Genomic DNA, 18,168 nt, shown 5'->3' on the forward strand with positions numbered 1-18,168 from the left:
CCACGAAGCGACCGTGCTGGTCCCGGCCATCAACGAGTGGCTGTAACCAGCACGGCTGCACCACTGCCTACAGAGTGATCCAGTAGCGGCGCTTGATGCCCGCGTCGGTGGTGCGGACATCCTCCAAGACGCCACCGTTGCGCTCGATGCTGCGCGCCGATCCGACATTGTCGTCGTCGCAGGTGACGAGGACCCGCCCCAGACCCAACGCACGGGCCTCGAATAGAACCGCCCCGAGGGCCCACGTGGCCAAGCCGCGTCTCCGGGCGGAGGGCCGGATGCTATAGCCGATGTGCCCGCCGACATCGAGCAGAAAGGCGTTCAGATAGTGCCGCAGATCGATGGCTCCCAGATAGCTGTCGCCCTCGACGATCCACCAGTGGGTGGCGTGGACGCGCTCATCTCCCACGGCAACTGACCTGTCCGACTGCTGCTGCAGTTGCTCAACCCACGCCGCGAAAACCTCGGGGCTGTCGAGGCCGGCTTCAGGTGCGAGACGCAAGCCGGTCCCGTCCTGATGGGCACCTGGAGACCACTCGTCACGCGCCGCGAGCCATGAGGACTGGAGCCGACCTGTGGGTGTGATCAGTTCAGGCATGCGGGCGACGATAACACTCGTTCGTCCCCTGTGATCAGGCATTTTGCGCTGCTCCGGGCCCACGACTGCTCGCGCATCACACCCGCATGACGCGTGATCATCCACAACCAAGATCTACTTTCACAACAGGCCCTAAGGCCAATGCCGTTGTTTTAGGTTGCGGGCGTAGGCTGCTTGGCAGTGGGTCCCGGGGGTGGTTCGGGTGGCTGCGAGTGTCTCTGAGTTATCGGGTCTTGGGTTGTTGACCTGGGTGTATCCGCCGGGGTTGGTGGATCGGGTGGTGGCCGCTTGCGGCTGCGCGGAACAACGCAAGCGACTGCTTCCCGCCCGGCTGGTGGTGTATTTCGTGCTGGGGCTCGCGTTGTTCTCTCCGGCTCCGTATCTGGAAGTGATGCGGCACCTGGTGGAGGGTCTGCGAAGCCAGGGACTGCTCGGTGCCTGGCATGTGCCGGCGAAGTCCTCGCTGTTCCGGGCCCGGCAGCGGCTGGGCTCGGAGCCCTTGCGGGTGCTGTTCGCCACGACGGCCAAGCCGATGGCCACCGAGGCGACGCCCGGGGCGTTCTGGCGGGGCCTGCGGCTGCTGGCGGTGGACGGGACCTGCTGGGACGTCGCGGACACCGCGGCCAACGAGGCTGCCTTCGATCGTCCGGGCAGCGGCCGCGGGACGGGCCGGAGTGCGTTTCCGCAGGTGCGGATGGCTGCCCTGGTGGAGCTGGGCAGCCATGCGGTGCTGGACGCGGAACTGGCCGGCTGCCGCACCGGGGAAGTCACCCTGGTGGCCCGTCTGCCGCGGTCGCTCGGCCCGGGCCAACTCGTCCTGGCCGACCGGGAGTTCCTCGGTGTCCCGTTGTGGCAGGCATTCACCGCCACCGGCGCCGACCTGCTCTGGCGGGTGCCCGCCAACCGCGTCCTGCCCGTCACCAGGCAGTTCTGTGACGGGTCGTGGCTGTCACAGATCCGCGCAAGCAGCGACCCTGCCCGGAACGAGCCCATCGTGGTCCGGGTCCTGGCCTACCGGCTCAAGGACCAGCTCGGCGAGGATGCAGCCGGCGGATACCGCCTGGTCACCACCCTGCTGGACGCCCGACGGTATCCGGCCCGGCAACTGGCCGCGCTCTACCGCGAACGCTGGGAGATCGAGTCCGTTTTCGCCGAGATCAAGACTCATCAGCGCGGCGCACGCGTTGTCCTCAGCAGCAAAACGCCCGACGGCGTCCGCCAGCAGATCTGGGCACACCTGCTGGTCCACCACGCCCTGCGCGAGCTCATGCTGAGAACGGCCGCCACCCGTGGCCTGGACCCCGACCGGGTCTCCTTCACCGAAACCCTGCGCTCCGCCCGCCGCAGCGTGACCGTCACGCCCGGCAGCTTTTCCCCCTGACCTCCTGGTCAGAGCCCTGGTGATACTCGAACAGGACCTCCTGGAACGACTCCTGCCCAACAGAGGCTACGCAGCCAGCCCCGCGTCGTGAAACGCAAGATGTCCAACTACCGGCTCAAACGACCTCAACACCATGGCTGGCCCCAGCCCACCCGCACCGGCACACGAGCCGTCCTGATCACCAGACCCCAACCAGCAGATCCGTAAAGCAACGGCATTGGCCCTAGGCGCGCAGGCGTCAGAAGGCGTAAGGCTTGACGCGACCAAGACCCGCCGCGCTCGCCGGCTCTACGCTGCTTCCCTGGTATACGGCCGGAAAAGAGCTGTTCGGGGGAACATCGAGATGGTCGTCAAACTCCTGGTCACTGTCCTCATGCTGCCGGTGGCGCTGTTCGTGACCGCGCTCTTGGAGGCTGTCTGGCTGGGCTGCATTGCCGGTTCGATTGTGCTGGGCCTCCCCATCGTCATCATCGCGGCGATGTTTGGAGGGAGGCTCTCCGACGAGACACTCTCTGGCATGAGCGCCTGGGTCAGGGGTTCAGGTGCGCTCGCTCAGGCCGTTCCCGACCCGCCCGCGTTGCTGAGCAGTCTGTCCACGAGGAGTTCCGGGTAGCCGGTGGCCGGTGGTTCGATGCCGAAGATCGCTCGTAGGTAGAGCGGTGCGATGAGCTGGTCGAGGATCTGTTCGAGGGGCGGGGGGTTCTCGCCGCGGGCCGCGGCCCGCTCACGGATGCGTTCGATGGCGTGGATCCGGCGTTCGAAGTGTTGCGCGCGCTCCCCCTGCGCCTGGGCGCTGCCCGGCATCGACAGGGCGACGGCCCGCACGAGGAGCCGGCCTTCGGGCTTACGGATGCTCGCAACCCCCGCTTCCGCCCATGCGATGAGGTCGCCGCGCAGGGTGCCGGTGTCCGCCAGCGGCCAGTCGCGTTCGAGCCGGGTGACGACCACGTCGGCCAGGAGCGCCTCACGGCTGCCCCAGCGCCGGTAGATGCTGGTGTGGTTGACGCCGGCGCGTTGTGCGATCGCGGGGATGCTGAGGTCGGCTCCTTCCGGGTCGGACAGCAGGTCGATGACCGCCTGATGGACGGCCGAGCGGACCTGCTCGGAGCTCTTACGGATGCGTGGAGTCGGCTGTTTCGAGGTCACCCCCACATCGTAAGCACAAATATTTGCTTCGCGGCGCTCGCCGGGTCTACAGTTCCGCCGTACGCACAAATCTGTGCTTAAGGAGAGTGCGATGAAGCAGCTGCTGTTCCCCAACAACCCCCAGTTCTGGTACGAGACCCTGCGCTCGATGAGCCACATCGCCTACGGCGGTGCCGATTTCGGCGAGGTCGTCTCCACGAGCGAGCGCATCGTCGAGGGTGACTACGACTGCTGGCACACCGAGTGGCTCGCGACGGCCGACCGGGTGGCCGACGAGGCTCAGAAGGCTCTGGACGCCGGTCACACGGTCAGCGCCCGGGACGGGTTCCTGCGGGCCTCGAACTACTACCGGTCGGCCGAGTTCTTCCTGCACGGTCACCCCTGCGACCCGCGCCACGACCACGCCTACGACCGCAGCGTGGCCTGCTTCCAGGCAGCGGCGGCGCTCTACACCCCGCGCATCGAACCGGTCCGCATCCCGTACGAGGACACCACGCTGCCCGGCTACCTCTACCGGGCCGACACCACCGGCACACCCCGGCCGACCCTGATCATGCACAGCGGCTTTGACGGCACCGCCGAGGAACTCCACTTCAGCGGCGCGCTGGCGGCCGTGGAGCGCGGCTACACCGTGCTGACCTTCGACGGCCCCGGACAGCCCGGACCGCGCCACCGCGAGGGGCTGGTCTTCCGCCCCGACTGGGAGAACGTCATCACCCCCGTCGTCGACTTCGCCGAAGCCCTCCCCGAGGTCGACAACAGCCGTATCGCGCTGCTCGGTTCCAGCATGGGTGGCGTGCTCGCCCCCCGGGCGGCGGCCTTCGAACACCGCCTGGCCGCACTGATAGCTGTCGACGGCGTCTACGACCTCGGCCAGATATCCGTCCGCAACATCCCCGGTGACCGCGACGAGGCCGAACGGCTCCTGCGCGCGGACTCCGCCCCCGAACTCGACGCCCGCTTCGAGCAGATCCTGGCCCAGGACGCCACCGCCCGCTGGGCGATCAGCCACGGCATGTACGTCATGGGCGTGGACACCCCCCGGGCCTTCAGCGCCTCCTACCTCGACTACACCCTCCAAGACGGCATCGCCGAACAGATCCAGTGCCCCACCCTCGTCTGCGACGCCGCCGAGGACGAGTTCTTCAAGGGCCAGCCCGAGCAGCTCTACAACCACCTGACCTGCCCCAAGACCCTCATGGTGTTCACCGCCGAGGAAGGCGCCGGCGCCCACTGCCACCCCGGCGCCATGCGCCTGTCCCTGGCCCGGATCTACGACTGGCTCGACGACACCCTCACCACCACCCGCTGAAGAAGCCGGACATCACCGGCAAACCCCGATCACAGCCCCACCCGACCGGCCCTCCCGGACCGCCTCACACTCCCAGGGAATCCAGATGAACCGCACCGGTATCGAAGCCGCCCTCAACGACCTGCTCTTCAACCACGACATCACCCTGGAGGAAGCCGCCGACCGCCACTTCACCCCCGACTACCGGCAGCGCACGGACGGCGAGTGGGCCAACCGCACCGAGTTCCTCGACCACATCAACCACCTGCGCGGCATCGTCGCCGACGGCAAGGTCGAGGTCCACGAAGAGCTGTACGACAACGACAAGTACGCCGACCGGCACACCTGCCACATCACCAAGACCGACGGCACCACCGTCACCATGGAGGTCTACGTCTTCGCCGACCTCGCCCCCGACGGCCGCTTCAACCGGATCGAGGAGACCACCCTCATGCTCAAGGGCTCCGACGCCGACCGCAACATCGGCAGCGCCCGCTGAGAGACCACGCCACGAAGACGGCACACGCCTCGGCAGCGGATCAGCACCATCCGGCGAGCGAGCCCGCCAGGTCCCCGGCTGCGGATCCCGCATACGCGATGGACTTCATCCAGGCGGGATCCGCAGCCGAGTCCGGAACATCATCAGACCCCGTCGGTCCGCCAGCTGCTGAACGTGCCCCGGCACGCCCGGCCGCCAGCGGCCGGGCGGCCAAGTGCGTCGCCGTATCTGCGCCGTGACCGCCTGGTGCCGCGTGTCGTCGCCCGAACACTGAGCTTGTCCTACCTTCCAGGCGCGGGTCTGAGTCGGTCATTCGTAACGGCTCCGATGATGGCCTCGGCACTGTTCCGGGCGCGGATCTTGCGCCTTCTCTGCACTTTGCAAGGCGACGCGGCGGGTGATGTGTGAGCGAGCGTAGGCTGCGCACATGATCGTCCGTTGTGTTCAGATCATCAGCCCGACGAGTGGTGAGGTAGTCAATGATCACCCGGGGATCCGGATCGGCGTGGAGTACCCCGTCCTCGAAGTCATCACCACTGTGCGCAGTGTGCTGCTGCGGATCCCTGAGCGCCTCAACGTCACGGCAGAGCGGGACACTCCTGGCTTGTGGGATGCGGCAATGTTCACCGTTGTCAGCAGCCGGATGCCCGACTGCTGGGTCGCAGAGTTGGGAAGCGGCCAGCTGACGTTGGCACCGAAGGAATGGCAGCGCCCAGGCTTCTGGGACGACTACTTCGATGACGAGCCGTCCGCTGGTGCCGAGTACGAACGTCTGCGGGCGGAGATCCTCTCGCAGGCATGAGCGCGTAGTGATGCTCGCTGGTGGTTGACCTGTCACTCGCATCGAGGACGGCGTATCCGGGGTACCTCGTCTTCAGCTCGACGACGGAGCCGACACGGCACGGTTGCCCGTTCCTCGAGCAGGTTCGCGGTGGAGATCTTGCATACCTATCCTTGAGACTTGGGGCCGTCTTGCTCAACGAGCCAGAGAAGGTGCAGTGCAATTAACAGACCAGCCGGGGCGGCCCAGAAGGTAGGGCTGGGCAGCGCCCTTGGCCACGACTCCTTCCACCCCGACGTCCGCCCATTCCTGCAGCCACAGCTCGGCCTGCTTGTGGTCGGTCGTGGAGGAAGTGAGTGCCCACGGGGACTGCAGCTCATGCTCCTGGAACAGCGACTCAAGCGCCGCGCGCCGCTCCGCAAAGGGCCAGCTGAGCATCTCGGCACCCGCCTGTTCCAGGAGATCGAAGGCGGAAGTGCGCGGGTTCGCTGAATCTTGGAGGCCCAGGTAGGCGAACTCGCACGCGGATGCGACGTGGCCAACCGTCCCTGTACAGGTTCGGGCGGTTCGGGCGGTGATCGAAGCTTGACCTTCGAGTCGGGCGTCGGCGGTCTGACGACACGTGGACGCGTGGCGGGACACCCCGGTCGCCTGCACGCTCGGCGCCCTGGCCGAGTAGCGCGAGGAGATCGACGAACGGCTCCGGCTGTCCTTCCCACCGGACGCCGAGCTCGCCAGGCAGCTCGTGGTGCTCGCCACGGCCGAACAGGGCTGCTACGCGTTCTTCGACCTCACCCCGTATCTGGCCCCCGATGCCCATCAGCTGAGCGTGATGGCGCCCGAGAGCACCGCCGGGATGGTGGCTGATTTGTTCGGAGTCCTCCAGTCTGATCTCTCGTCACGGACGGAGCCTTCGCATATGTGCCTCGCCATCGCGATCCCAGCGTTCGCACCCACGTGGTGGACGGTCGCCGCAGAGCGCGCCGGCTCCTCCCGCGCGGACGCGCAGAACCGGCCGGGCGGTCAGGATGGTTGGGGGACCTCAGTGACGAGGGTGTAGAGCTCGACGATGACGCCGTTCTTGCAGTGGGCGATGTCCATTCCGCTCACGACGGGCGGTTGGCCCGAAGGGCCGTACCGGAAGTCGAGGTGGCCGAGGTCGTCGTTGACCGAGACGGGGCCATCCGGGTAAAAGACCCAGTCCGGGGTCTGCTCCCGCAGCTCCGCGGCGCGGTGCGCGAGAGCATCGCGCCCGCGGACGATGCGGTCGGGCTCGTGCCAGACGACGTCCTCGGCGTAGGTCTCCGCGATGGCCGCTGCGCGGCGTTCGGGGTCGGGTTCGTTGAAGACGTCGAGGAGGTTGCGGCGCATCAGGTCGGCGACGGTGTTGCTCATGGGTGGTTCTCCGGGTCGTGACGTGGCTGGGGGCGGCGGTCAGGCAGGGCGGTTCGGGGGCGGGAACTCCCGGGCCAGCTCATTGCGCGACGTCTCGTCGAGCCGCACCGACGCGACGGTGAGGTTCTCGGCCAGGTGCGTGCGGGTGCGGGTGCCCGGGATGAGCAGGATGTTGGGTGCGAGGTCGAGCAGCCAGGCGAGGGCGAGCTGCGCCGGGGTGGCCGGCAGCCGCTTGCCGAGGTCGGCGAGGACGGGGCTGGTGAGGATCCTGTTCTGAATGCCGCGCGGCCATCCGAGGGGGCAGAAGGGGACGAACGCGATCCCTCTGCTCGTGCACTCCTGGAGTACGTCGAGGGAGCGCTGGTCCGCGAGGTTGAACAGGTTCTGGACGCAAGAGATCTGCGTCTGCTCGGTGGCTCGCAGCAGGTGTTCCCGCGAGATGTTGCTGAGGCCGATGCCGTCGATCAGGCCCTGGTCGCGGGCCCGGGCGAGCTCCGCCAGCTGGGCGTCGAAGCGCTTGCCCGGCGCGGTCGTTCCGTCGACGATGCGGAGGTTCACCGCGGCCAGGCGGTCGACGCCGAGCGTGGCGAGGTTCTCCTCGATGCCCTCGCGCAGCTGGTGCGGTTCGTCGTAGGGCAGGACGGCGCCGTTCTCGTCGCGCCGGGCGGCGACCTTGCTGACGATGGCCAGGTCATCCGGGTAGGGGTGCAGCGCCTCGCGGATCAGTTCGTTGACGACGCCGGGGCCGTAGTACTGGGCGGTGTCGATGTGGTTGACGCCGCCGGCGACCGCGGCGCGCAGCACGCGCAGTGCCTCGTCGCGGTCGCGGGGCGGGCCGAAGACGTTGTCGCCGGCCAGTTGCATCGCGCCGTATCCGATCCGGCGCACCTGCCAGGAGCCGAGTGCGTACGTGCCTGCGGACGCGAGGGGAGGGTTCTGCTGCTCGGGCATGGTGTCTCCAGCCGCTCAGTCGCGCAGCGACTTCATCGCCGTGGACCAGGCCTCGAGCTCGGCGAAGAGCTTGGTGACCGCGGCGTCGTGGTGCTCGGCGGGCTTGAAGAGCGAGAGGTTCTCGAAGTCGGTGAACAGTGAGAAGGCCAGCTGCTGGTTGACATGGGCGAGTTGGATCGCGCTGGCGATGGTGCGCAGGTGCTCGGCGGCGCGGATGCCGCCGACGGTGCCGTAGGAGACGAAGGCGGCGGCCTTGTTGTTCCACTCGGCGTAGGCGAAGTCGATTGCGTTCTTCAGCACGCCGGGGATGGAGTGGTTGTACTCCGGGGTGACGAAGACGTAGCCGTCGAACTGGGCGACCTTGGCGGTCCAGGCTTTGGTGTGCTCGCCCTGGTACTGGCCCATGGACGGCGGCATCGGCTCGTCCATGAAGGGCAGCGGCCAGTCGGCGAGGTCGACCAGTTCGTACTCGGCGGCGGTCCGGGCGCCGGCGCGGTCGATGATCCAGTCGGCGACTGCCTTGCCGTTGCGGCCGGGGCGGGTGCTGCCGAGAATCACGGCGATCTTGAGAGTGCTCATGACGTTCACTCCTTCCGCGGCCGCGCCGTTAGGCGGGGCTGCCGTCGGTGCGGCGGGCGCGGACGGTCGCGGTCAGCCGCAGGTGCCGTCCGGCCATGCCCTTGAGCTTGGTGACACCGTGGGCGTAGCGGTCGACGGTCGCGGTGGCCTCTACGGCGATCTCGGCGCCGTCGACCTCGGCCCTCGCCACGGTGAACGTGACAGGTGCGCGGACGCCATGCGCGGTCAGCAGCCCCGGCAGGGCCCAGGCGCCGGCCTCGTCCAGCTCGGCGCCGGTCGAGGTGAACGCGATGTCGGGGTGGCTGGCGGTGTCCAGCAGCGCCTTGGACAGGACCTGGCGGTCCCGGTTCTTGTTGCCGGTGTCGAAGCTGGCCGCGTCGGCGACGGCGTCCACCCGGCTGCCGGTGAGGGGCTCGGTGAGGCAGACCGTGCCGCCGCGCAGCCGGAAGCTGCCGCGCACGGTACCGAGCCCGAACATGTGCTTGGTGGTGAAGGTGATCTCGGAGTGGGGGACGTCGATGGCGTATCGCCCCGGCGTCGGCGTTGCGGTGGTCATGATGACCTCCTGGATAACTTGATCCTTCAAGTCGAAGTCTAGCCCTCTTAACTTGAATGCTCAAGTGAAGCCTGGGTCGGTTGTTCAGGCGAGGCCGAGCTGGGCGGCGATGACCGTGCCGGAGGGGTAGCAGTCGAAGCGCTTGATCTTGCCGTCGACCAGCTCGAACACGTCGCAGCAGGGGGCGTCCATGCGCTTGCCTGTGGGCGGGACGGTCCCGGCGGGCAGCTCCAGCGGGCCGAGGTGGGTGCCCTGCAGCCTCAGCTGCGCGATCACGACGTCGCCGGTGACGTAGAACCGCTCGAGCTCGCGATGCATGTCGGGAAAGGCCTTGGCGTAGACCTCGACCGTCTTCCCGAGCTCGTCGGCACCGCGGTAGGTGTACGGGATCGACATGTCGGTGAAGGTTCCGTCCTCGGTGAACGCCGCGACCCAGCCGGCGACATCCTGCTCCTCGGCGACCTGGTACGTGCCGCGGATGAGCTTCTCATTGTCGAGCGACATCTCAACTCTCCTCTCGCAATGGCGATGCTTTGTGGATTCACTTTAATATTCAAGTCAATGCCGAGCGCAAGCCCTGCGATGGCATCGAAGTTCCAAGAAGGAGCTATAAGGTCGCTTGACGTGTCAAGTCAGCACGCGGGCGAGTCGATACGCTGCAGGATGCGCTCGGCATCCTGGCCGAGGCGGCGCAGGCGCTCGCCGGAGAGGTTGTCCACGACCAGGTGGCGGACGTAGGCCACGTGCGCCGGAGCGGCCGATTCGAGCTTGCTCATGCCGACGGGCAGGAGGATGGCGTTGGTGAAGCGCCCGTCCGCCGGGTCCGGCTCGCGGCGGACGTAGCCGCGGCTCTCCAGCCGCTTGACCATGTGCGAGAGCCGCGACAGCGACGTGCTGGTGTTCTCGGCGAGCACGCTCATGCGCAGGGTCCACTCGGGGGCCTCGGACAGCATGGCCAGGGCCATGTACTCGACCATGCTCAGGTCGGCGTCGCGCTGCAGCTGCGTGTCGATTGCCCACGGCAGGCGGGTCATCAGGCGGACCACCGACAGCCAGGAGGTCAGCTCGCCGGGGGCGAGCCACAGGTCCGCATGCTCGTCTACCGGCGCCTGGGGCGCCTCGTCCTGGGGGGTCACCCTGGGAGCGTATCAGCCGCGCCATGCGGATGACATGGGTCAGTGTTGGGGCTCCTTGACGGGCGTCATAACTTGAATGCTCATGTTGTGCCGACGTACGCTCAAAGTTGAATGTCGAACATTCTGAATCGAGGGAGGCACCCGATGCCCGGACTGCTGACACCCACGGTCGAGGTACGACGGGCCGGCGAGCGGCAGACGAGCCGACTGTCCTGGCTCGACTCCAAGCACTCGTTCTCACTCGGCACCGGTCGGCCGGATCCGGCCAACACGCACCACGGCCTGCTGCTGGTCAACAACGAAGACCTGGTGCAGCCCGGCACGGGCTTCGAGACGCACCCTCACCGGGACATGGAGATCGTCACCTGGGTGCTCCATGGCTCGCTCGTCCACCAGGACTCAGGCGGCCACTCCGGCGTGATCTACCCCGGCCTCGCCCAGCGGATGAGCGCCGGAACCGGCATCCTGCACTCGGAGAAGAACGACAACCACCAGCTCACCGGCGAACACCCCACCACCCCCGTGCACTTCGTCCAGATGTGGGTGCCGCCCGACGAGGCGGGCGTCACGCCCGGCTACGAACAGCTGGAGATCGACGACGAACTGCTCGGCGGGTCGCTCTTCACCGTGGCCTCGGGCATGGAGCGACACCGGGACGCGACCGCGATCCGGATCCACAACCGGCACGCCGCCCTGCACGCGGCGCGGTTGCGCCCCGAGCAGCAGGTCGCGCTGCCCGAGGCGCCGTTCCTGCACCTCTTCGTCGCGCGCGGATCGGTGGACCTCGAAGGTGTGGGCGTCCTCGCCCAGGGCGACGCAACCCGCTTCACCGCCACCGGTGGACAGGGCGTCGCCGCCGTCGAGCCGGCCGAAATTCTCATCTGGGAGATGCACGCCACCGCCACCGTCTGACGGGCCGACCGAGCGCGGATCGTCGACGAGGACGGATGGTCATCAAGCACCGCGGACCGGTCGACTGGGTGAGGGCGTATCAGGTATTCGCACCGCTGCGCGGCGACGTCCAGGACATCTGAGACATCGGAGCTAGAACTGGTTCAACGTCAACGGAAGGGAAGGCTGAGGATGACCACCGCAATCGTAGGGGTCGGCAACATCGGGAGTGCCGTCGCCCGGCATTTGGTAACCGGGGGCGAGAGCGTCGTCCTGGCGGGGAAGGGCGCGTCGCGCGCGGAGGAGCTCGCCGACGAGCTCGGGCCGCTTGCACGCGCCGCGTCCGTGCAGGACGCGATCACGGGTGCGGACACCGTCGTGTTCGCCATCTGGCTGGATGCCATGAGGGAGCTGATTCCGCAGGTCCGACCGCTGCTTGAGGGCAAGGTCGTGATCGACCCGTCGAACCCGATCGCGTTCGACGACACGGGCCAGGTCCGGCGGTCGCTGCCCGAAGGGCAGTCGGCCGGATCGGTGATCGCCGCCCTGCTGCCTGCGAACGCCCACTACGTGAAGGCGTTCGGCACCCTGGCCGCCGATGTGCTCACGGCAAGCGCGAACCGCTCGCCGCGCCGTGCGGCGCTCTTCTACGCCACCGACGACAGCAGCGCCGCAGTCACGGCCGAGCGGCTGATCCGCGCGGCCGGCTTCGACCCGGTGAAGGCCGGCGGCCTGGCAGACGCCGAACGCATCGAGGCACCCGGAGGCGACCTGCACCAGTTCGGGCTCAACGGCCAAGTCGTCGACCTCGACCAGGCGCGGGCCGAGCTTGACGCCGGCCACCAGTGAAGCCAGACACGAAGGAGCGGAGCAGAGCATGACCGGGGCGGCGTGATCCTCTCAAGCACCCAACCCGGCGCGCCCCACGGGGATGGGCGCGGCCGGGGCCGGGGTCCTGGGTGGTCAGGCGAGCCCTCTACATCGTCCGGGGCGGCGGTCCACTCGACGCTGTTCTGCGCGCGCAAACACCGTGGCCACCCGATTGCCCGTCGCGCTGCGCTGAGTCATCTGCGTCGTAAGTGTTCCTCGTGCCCGGTGCCCGGTGCGCTTGTTGAAGGGTCGGTGAGGGCATTGCGCGCTCCAGGGTGCCGCCGTGTCCGGCCCGCCACCACTGCGGGATCCTGCGGACGGATGAGAAGGAATCACGGCATGCACGCTGGCATCGCCGGTGGCCGACCCTTTCCGTCCGTCGCAGACCCGGCGAATGTCAAACGTTGTCACTTCGTGGCAGCTTCGGGAGCACAGGTCCTACGCCGCGGAGGCACCGCCCTGCCCCTCGGGCGGCTCGAGGCCCCATCCACCACGACCGCACGGCGTCCGCTGCCGCGGTCTGAAGCTGACCTTCACAGCCAACACCGGCTGGCCGCACCGCTCTCCGAGCTACAGACCAGGTAACCCCGCAGCACGAAACCCAGACGGAGTCGACGTGAAGGTAGTCCTGGCGGCGAGCCAGCGGGCATGGAGCGGCGACCGCGCGTTCTCTCGCCCCATTGCCCGCACCTGCGCCGCCGTGGGTGTCCTCTGCCTGGCGCTTGCCGTCGTACGCCCGGCTCCGCTGCCTCTCGGGCTGGCCCTCGTGGTCCTGCTCGGCATGCCCTGGGGCGCGCCGTCACCCGCCATACGGCGAACGACGCGGTCAGGGAGTAGCAGCCGCATCCCGGTCCGGCATCTCAGGCCCTGCCGACAGGCAGAAGACGCAGCTCACGGCCGCGCTGCACGGCCGCATAGCGGTCGGTGACTCCGAGCTTGGCGCAGATGTTGCGAAGGACTCGGGACGCCTGGCCTGCACGTATGGACTTCTCGCTTGAGCTTCCGACTGGCCCGTTGGCCGAGGCCATCGTCTCCTCGGTGCGTGACTCCGAAACCACTTCCGTCTTCAACCACAGCGTGCGGAGTTTCTATTTCGCGCAGCTCCTGGCTGAGCGCGAGGGGTGTCTGGAAGATGCCGCATACGATCGTGACCTGCTGTTCGCCGCAACCCTCCTGCACGATCTGGGTACCGGCAATCTCGCGAAGGGCGAAGCCCGCTTCGAGGTGGAGGGTGCCGACCTGGCGGCAGCTCTGCTGCAGGAACATGGCATTCCCGCAGCGGACATCGACCGCGTCTGGGAGGCCATCGCTCTGCATACCTCCCCTGGCATTGCTGAGCGCCGAGGGCTGCTGAGTTACCTCACTCGCGAAGGTGTGGGGATGGACTTTGGGCGCAATGCGGAGCTGGCCTCTGCATGGCAGGAGGAGATCCACGCCGCCTACACCCGTCTCGACATGGTGCGTTCGTTGGTCGACGCCATCGTGGAACGAGCTGCTCGGTCAGACGCCGCGGCGCCTCGCTACTCCATTGGCGGCGAACTGCTGCGCGAGCGTCAGACCGACGGTGTGACAAGGATGGAGTTGGCGGCCGCCTCATCTCCTTGGGGAGAGTAACCACTCGGCCGGCTAGGGAGCCGACGTTCTCGGAGGCTGGCGCGAGGCGGATGCTCATCAGACAAAGCGCATCGCCTCGCGATCGGCTTCGGAAGTGACTTCGTGTTGAATTCGAGCTCCACGGCCGCCAACCAAGCAGTGCGAGCAGGGCCTTGGTGGCGGCTTCGGATTGGCTTACTGCCGCCAGGCTGCTACGAGGTTCTGTACCGGGTCGCCGCCCTCACGCGCGAGGTAGAGGGCGCGGGAGCTGACCCACAAAACGGTCGGGCCGAGATGTTCCGGGTTGCGCTTGAGCATCGCCTGGAAGAACTCGGCCGGGGTGTCGTGCGTGGCCAGGGCGGCCTCGGCGTCGTCGAGGTATCGGCGGGTCTCGGCGATGAGCCGCTCCGCGTTGTCGTCGAGGTTCTTGTTCTGGTGACTCGCCACGATGCGGCGCGGTTGCAGCGCGGCGACGGTGTCGATGGCTTTGCGCCAGGGGCCGAGGTTGCCGTCGGCTGACTCAGCGAGGTACATGTGCACCCCGTTGTAGATCACGTCGCCGGCCACCACCAGATCGAGGTCCGGCACGTGCAGCACCGCGCTGTCGTCGCTGTCTGCGTGCCCCACTTCGACGATGTTGACGTCGTGTCCTTCGAGGGTGAGGCGGTTGCCGGGCACCGTGACGGCCGTGACGGGGGACGGGGGGATCTGGCCCGGCCAGATCACGTCCCACAGCACCTCCCGGGCATACACGTTGTTGTGCATCTGCGCGATGGCGCCTGCAGTAGTGACCACTTGGGCGCCGAAGCGCTCGGCGAGCATCCCGGCGGTGAACCAGTGGTCGCCGTGCCCGTGGGTGGCGACGATGTGCGTCAGCCGCTTCCCGCTCGCCTCGACCCAGTCCCCGACCTTCTCCGCCTGCTGGCGGGTCAGCGGCGGGTCGGCGAGCACGGCGTCCTGACGTCCATGGATCAGGGTGACCGCGATGGGCTGGAAGACGCGGGGCTGTCCGTTGGGCAGCGCGGGACCGCTCATCGCCAGCGGGTCCGCAACGAACACGTCATAGCCGATGTCGACGTTGGTGTTGGTGTTGGTGGACATGACTTCTCCCGTCAATCAGTGCATGTGGTCAGGTATTTGGTGTGGTCGTCAGTGTTGTTCAGTGGCGGTCGAGGAACTGTGTGACGTCGCTGGCGAACTCCTCGTGGTGCTGGAAGAGGAAGCCGTGCGCCGCGTCCGGGTAGATCTTGATCTCCGAGCCGGGGATGAGCCCGGCCAGCAGGTGGGAGTAGCGCGGGAGGATCATCGGGTCGCTGTCGCCGTTGGCGACGAACACCGGTGCCTGGATCGCGGTCACTCTCTCCAGGAGCGAGAAACTTGGGATGCCCCAGGTGGAGACCGCGTCGTACTGTGCCTGGCGCGTCTGCCACGTGGTGGGCGCATCCAGCTCGGCCCGGGAGAACATCCGCCCCATGGCCTTCTCGCCGGCCAACCGGCTCTCCGACGAGTGGGTGTAGAAGACGTCGAGCACCAATGCGGGAACGACCTCCGGCTCGCCCACCGAGTCGATGACCCACTTCGCCCACCCGTGCATGCCGGGCGCGCCCTGGGGCGCTGCCGAGGCGAGCACGAGACGCCGTACCAGTGCGGGCCGGATCAGGGCGATCTCCTGGGCTACGAAGGAGCCCAGGGAGTAGCCGAGGATGTCGGCCTGTGCCAGGTCCAGGGCGTCGATGAAGGCGATGGCGTCCAGTGCCATCTGCGCGACCGTGCTGGGCGTGGTGCCGCTGGATCCGCCGACGCCGGTGTTGTCGAACGCGATGACGCGCCGGTCCTGGGCCAGGGCGTCGACCAGCGCCGGATCCCAGTAGTCGAGGTTGCCCCGGAAATGCATGAGCAGAACCAGCGGCACCCCGCCCTCTCCGACCTCGCGATACGCGTACTCGATGCCGTTGGCGGCAGGCACCGTCTTGATGGGCGCCTGCGCGTAGGACTGTGTCATAGGAGTGTCCCTTCAGAGCCGGCTCCACGGGAGCCGTGATCGATGCTCGGGCGGGCAGGAGCCGGCAGTGGGCCACTGAGCGCCATCTAGGTATAGCGATCGCTTTACCTGGCGTCGACGCTACCCCCCTCCTCAGCAGATGTAAAGCGTTCGCTATACTTATGGGTATGGGCGCAACGACATCAACCACCGGGGCGGCCCGCGGCGGGCGCGGCGCGCGTGAGCGCATCCTGCAGGCGGCGGGGGAGCTCTTCTACACACGCGGTATCCACGCCACCGGTGTGGCGGCGCTCATCGAGGCTGCCCACGTTTCGCCTCGGACCTTCTATGTGCACTTCCCGACCAAAAACGCGCTGGTGGAGGAGTATCTTCGCCGGTTCGAGTCTGAGAAACCGATCGCCGCCGAAGCAGAGCTGGATCGCGGCGACTTGACCCCGGCTCAGCGAATGTTGGCGATCTTCGCCCCGTTTGAGGGGGACTCGCCGGCGCTCATCCGCGGATGCCCTTTCCACAACGCCGTCGTCGAGGGCGCCGGAGAACTCCCGGAAGTCGCCGACCTGGCGCAGCGACACAAGCAGGCTTTCCGCGATCGCCTCGTGGCCACCGCCGCAGAGGCCGGAGCAGCCGACCCGGAGAGTCTCGGCAGGCAATTCGCCGTGATCTTCGAGGGCGCCAATGCGCTGGCAGCCTCCACCAACGACGCACAGGTGTTCACGGACGCCCGGCGAGCCGCCAAGACGCTACTGGACGCAGCCTTGAGCACCGCGCCCGGAGGGTGAACGTTCCGAGACCGAAGTCCAAGTGGAGAGTAAGTAGCTGCTGCCTTTCCGATCTTGAGCGGTGATGCCGATCTCGAATTTTCCCCAGTGCTGCTCTTCGCCCCAGTTGGTTCACGGAGTGAACCAACTGGGGAATGTGGGGAGCGGAAAGCAGAAGGACTCACCGATCACGCGGTCGGTGAGTCCTTCTGCGCGGGGCGAGTCAGTGGGAGGAGACGAAGCCTTCTGACTGGTCGAGATGGAATGGAGAGCCGGAGCTCTCGGGAGTCCATCCGTTGGCGCGAGCGGTTCGAATGCTGTCAGCAACGTCGGAAGGCAGGACAGGGTTGGCCTGTGTGCCGAACCAGTTGCTTGGGTGTGGCTGGTTGGTCGTGATCACCAGAGTGGTGCCGGGAGTCTCGGCGTGTTCGACCGCATAGGTCAGGGGCGACCAGACCAGTCCCTGGTCGTAGGTGGGCCTTCCGCGAAGCCTCCATCGGTAGGTGGTGCCGTCGACGGTGATGCGCCGCGACCCCTTCTTCACCAGTGCCATGCCCACGTCCTTTCTCAGGGCGAGGGTAGTGAATGGCCACTGACCATGTCCCACGGGTTTCCTGCGCCCGAGTTCAGCCTCTGCGCATCGGAATGACGTCGGGGCTTGCCGCGGGGATGGTGGGACGGGCGGCCTCGGGGGTGGCAAGCAGGGCGACGATGGTGACCGGCTTGTCGCAGTGAGGGCAGTTGCGGGTTGCGGTCGGTGTCAGTGCGGTCGGCTCGGGAGATGGCGGCCCGGTCGGTTCTGTCTCAAAGGTGTCGTTGGCGTCGTCGCGCTCGCGTCGTCGGCGGCGGGCTGCTTCAGCTTTGCACCGTGGTGAACAGTAAGTATGGCGGGTGGCCGCCTGTGGGTTGACCTGGAACTGGGTCCAGCAGATCGGGCAGTCACGGAGTTCAGCCAGCACGTCCGGTCACTCCCTTGCGGAGGTTGTCGGAGTGGGCCTGGTGCGATCGGAGGCGGTAGGACGGGCCGTCGATGCCGACCACAGCGGCCCGGTGCAGGAGGCGGTCGAGCATGGCGGCCGCGACGGTGGCGTCGCCGAAGGCACCGGCCCAGTCGGCGATGCCGACGTTGGTTGTGAGGATCGTGCTCGACTTCAGATACCGCTGGTTGATCACCTGGAAGAGGGCTGAGGCGCCGTCGCCGGGCAGTGGGAGGTAGCCGAGTTCATCGATCACCAGCAGGCGGGGGCCGGCGAAGAAGCGCATGATGCTTGCCCAGCGTCCTTCGAGGGCGGCCTTGTGGCACTTGGCCGCCAGTTCGGCCGCGGTGGTGAAGTAGACGCGGTGGCCGGCATCGACGGCGGAGCGGGCGAGCGCGACGGCCAGCATCGTCTTGCCGACGCCTGGTGGACCGACGAGCAGTACGTTGGAGGCGTTGTCGAGGAACCGCAGGGTGGCCAGGTCGCGGATGAGTTTCTCGTCGACGCCGGGCTGTGCGGCGAAGTCGAAGTCGTTGAGAGTCCAGGGTTCTGGCAGGCAGGCGAACCGCAGCCGGGAGGAGAGTTTGCGGGCTTCGGTCGCCTCGACTTCGATCTCCAGGAGTTTCTCCAGGGCCGTGGTCAGAGTCATTCGCTCGGCTCGTGCCTGGTCCAGCACGCGGGGCAGAGCTTCGGCGGCGTCGTTGAGTTTCAAATAGGACAGGTGGCCTCGCAGTTGCTGGTAGCGGCGTGCCTCACTCATCGGC

General features: G+C 67.5%; 22 protein-coding genes. 8 read left to right on the forward strand and 14 right to left on the reverse strand.

Going from position 1 to position 18,168, the window contains the following annotated elements; all coding sequences use genetic code 11:
- Positions 1-67: 67 nt before the first annotated feature.
- Entirely contained in the window at positions 68-598 is a 531-nt protein-coding gene (locus OG729_RS00955) for a GNAT family N-acetyltransferase (RefSeq protein ID WP_405803613.1), read from the reverse strand.
- A 202-nt stretch (positions 599-800) separates the two neighbouring features.
- Between OG729_RS00955 and OG729_RS00960 the strand changes: the two genes are divergently transcribed.
- Positions 801-1,979, forward strand: a complete 1,179-nt coding sequence (locus OG729_RS00960; RefSeq protein WP_405803615.1) for an IS4 family transposase — start codon at positions 801-803, stop codon at positions 1,977-1,979.
- A 552-nt stretch (positions 1,980-2,531) separates the two neighbouring features.
- Here OG729_RS00960 and OG729_RS00965 read toward each other — a convergent pair.
- Positions 2,532-3,125, reverse strand: a complete 594-nt coding sequence (locus OG729_RS00965) for a TetR/AcrR family transcriptional regulator (protein ID WP_405803617.1) — start codon at positions 3,123-3,125, stop codon at positions 2,532-2,534.
- A gap of 91 nt (positions 3,126-3,216) precedes the next feature.
- On the opposite strand from OG729_RS00965, the gene OG729_RS00970 reads away from it, so the two are divergent.
- The 3 genes from OG729_RS00970 to OG729_RS00980 all read left to right on the forward strand — a co-directional run bounded on the left by OG729_RS00970 (position 3,217) and on the right by OG729_RS00980 (position 5,717).
- Positions 3,217-4,437: an alpha/beta hydrolase family protein gene (locus tag OG729_RS00970; RefSeq protein WP_405803618.1), complete on the forward strand. Its 1,221-nt coding sequence runs from the start codon at positions 3,217-3,219 to the stop codon at positions 4,435-4,437.
- A gap of 85 nt (positions 4,438-4,522) precedes the next feature.
- Positions 4,523-4,915 carry a nuclear transport factor 2 family protein gene (locus tag OG729_RS00975; protein WP_360869780.1) on the forward strand — a complete coding sequence of 131 codons (393 nt, stop codon included), beginning with the start codon at positions 4,523-4,525 and terminating at the stop codon, positions 4,913-4,915.
- 427 nt (positions 4,916-5,342) lie between these two features.
- Positions 5,343-5,717, forward strand: coding sequence for a hypothetical protein (locus OG729_RS00980; protein ID WP_360869784.1), 375 nt, complete (start codon positions 5,343-5,345; stop codon positions 5,715-5,717).
- A 174-nt stretch (positions 5,718-5,891) separates the two neighbouring features.
- Here OG729_RS00980 and OG729_RS00985 read toward each other — a convergent pair whose 3' ends face one another.
- The 7 genes from OG729_RS00985 to OG729_RS01015 all read right to left on the reverse strand — a co-directional run bounded on the left by OG729_RS00985 (position 5,892) and on the right by OG729_RS01015 (position 10,313).
- A complete protein-coding gene (locus tag OG729_RS00985) occupies positions 5,892-6,455 on the reverse strand; it encodes a hypothetical protein (protein WP_405803619.1) in 564 nt (187 codons plus the stop codon).
- Between the two features lie 264 nt (positions 6,456-6,719).
- Positions 6,720-7,091, reverse strand: coding sequence for a nuclear transport factor 2 family protein (locus OG729_RS00990; protein WP_405803620.1), 372 nt, complete (start codon positions 7,089-7,091; stop codon positions 6,720-6,722).
- A 39-nt stretch (positions 7,092-7,130) separates the two neighbouring features.
- Positions 7,131-8,042 (reverse strand): oxidoreductase, encoded by a 912-nt coding sequence (locus OG729_RS00995; RefSeq protein WP_405803622.1) that lies wholly within the window; start codon positions 8,040-8,042, stop codon positions 7,131-7,133.
- A 15-nt stretch (positions 8,043-8,057) separates the two neighbouring features.
- A complete protein-coding gene (locus OG729_RS01000; protein WP_405803623.1) occupies positions 8,058-8,621 on the reverse strand; it encodes an NADPH-dependent FMN reductase in 564 nt (187 codons plus the stop codon).
- 28 nt (positions 8,622-8,649) lie between these two features.
- A complete protein-coding gene (locus OG729_RS01005) occupies positions 8,650-9,177 on the reverse strand; it encodes a YceI family protein (RefSeq protein ID WP_405803624.1) in 528 nt (175 codons plus the stop codon).
- 84 nt (positions 9,178-9,261) lie between these two features.
- Positions 9,262-9,681 carry a nuclear transport factor 2 family protein gene (locus OG729_RS01010; RefSeq protein WP_405803626.1) on the reverse strand — a complete coding sequence of 140 codons (420 nt, stop codon included), beginning with the start codon at positions 9,679-9,681 and terminating at the stop codon, positions 9,262-9,264.
- A 128-nt stretch (positions 9,682-9,809) separates the two neighbouring features.
- Positions 9,810-10,313, reverse strand: a complete 504-nt coding sequence (locus OG729_RS01015; protein WP_405803627.1) for a MarR family winged helix-turn-helix transcriptional regulator — start codon at positions 10,311-10,313, stop codon at positions 9,810-9,812.
- 144 nt (positions 10,314-10,457) lie between these two features.
- Here OG729_RS01015 and OG729_RS01020 point away from each other — a divergent pair, with 144 nt between their 5' ends.
- The 3 genes from OG729_RS01020 (at position 10,458) to OG729_RS01030 (ending at position 13,688) form a co-directional block, all read left to right on the forward strand.
- Positions 10,458-11,225, forward strand: coding sequence for a pirin family protein (locus tag OG729_RS01020; RefSeq protein WP_405803629.1), 768 nt, complete (start codon positions 10,458-10,460; stop codon positions 11,223-11,225).
- A 171-nt stretch (positions 11,226-11,396) separates the two neighbouring features.
- Entirely contained in the window at positions 11,397-12,053 is a 657-nt protein-coding gene (locus OG729_RS01025; RefSeq protein ID WP_405803631.1) for an NADPH-dependent F420 reductase, read from the forward strand.
- Positions 12,054-13,055: 1,002 nt separating this feature from the next.
- Positions 13,056-13,688: an HD domain-containing protein gene (locus OG729_RS01030; protein ID WP_405803632.1), complete on the forward strand. Its 633-nt coding sequence runs from the start codon at positions 13,056-13,058 to the stop codon at positions 13,686-13,688.
- Between the two features lie 174 nt (positions 13,689-13,862).
- Here the strand turns inward: OG729_RS01030 and OG729_RS01035 are convergent, their stop codons facing one another.
- The gene (locus tag OG729_RS01035; protein WP_405803633.1) at positions 13,863-14,768 is read right to left on the reverse strand and encodes an MBL fold metallo-hydrolase; all 906 of its coding nucleotides are present in this window, start codon (positions 14,766-14,768) and stop codon (positions 13,863-13,865) included.
- A gap of 58 nt (positions 14,769-14,826) precedes the next feature.
- Complete coding sequence (locus OG729_RS01040; protein ID WP_405803634.1) at positions 14,827-15,669, reverse strand: alpha/beta fold hydrolase; 843 nt, start codon at positions 15,667-15,669, stop codon at positions 14,827-14,829.
- A 167-nt stretch (positions 15,670-15,836) separates the two neighbouring features.
- On the opposite strand from OG729_RS01040, the gene OG729_RS01045 reads away from it, so the two are divergent.
- Positions 15,837-16,448: a TetR/AcrR family transcriptional regulator gene (locus OG729_RS01045; RefSeq protein WP_405803636.1), complete on the forward strand. Its 612-nt coding sequence runs from the start codon at positions 15,837-15,839 to the stop codon at positions 16,446-16,448.
- A 202-nt stretch (positions 16,449-16,650) separates the two neighbouring features.
- On the opposite strand, the gene OG729_RS01050 is transcribed toward OG729_RS01045, so the two are convergent.
- From OG729_RS01050 to istB, 3 genes are all read right to left on the reverse strand, one after another.
- Positions 16,651-16,980 carry a hypothetical protein gene (locus OG729_RS01050; protein WP_405803638.1) on the reverse strand — a complete coding sequence of 110 codons (330 nt, stop codon included), beginning with the start codon at positions 16,978-16,980 and terminating at the stop codon, positions 16,651-16,653.
- A gap of 73 nt (positions 16,981-17,053) precedes the next feature.
- A complete protein-coding gene (locus OG729_RS01055) occupies positions 17,054-17,386 on the reverse strand; it encodes a hypothetical protein (protein WP_405803639.1) in 333 nt (110 codons plus the stop codon).
- Positions 17,376-18,164 carry an IS21-like element helper ATPase IstB gene (gene istB / locus OG729_RS01060; RefSeq protein WP_391282602.1) on the reverse strand — a complete coding sequence of 263 codons (789 nt, stop codon included), beginning with the start codon at positions 18,162-18,164 and terminating at the stop codon, positions 17,376-17,378. The genes OG729_RS01055 and istB overlap by 11 nt, the downstream gene beginning before the upstream one ends.
- Positions 18,165-18,168 lie beyond the last annotated feature (4 nt).

Origin of the sequence: Streptomyces sp. NBC_00210 (assembly GCF_045160975.1) — a bacterium.
Lineage (GTDB): Bacteria > Actinomycetota > Actinomycetes > Streptomycetales > Streptomycetaceae > Streptomyces.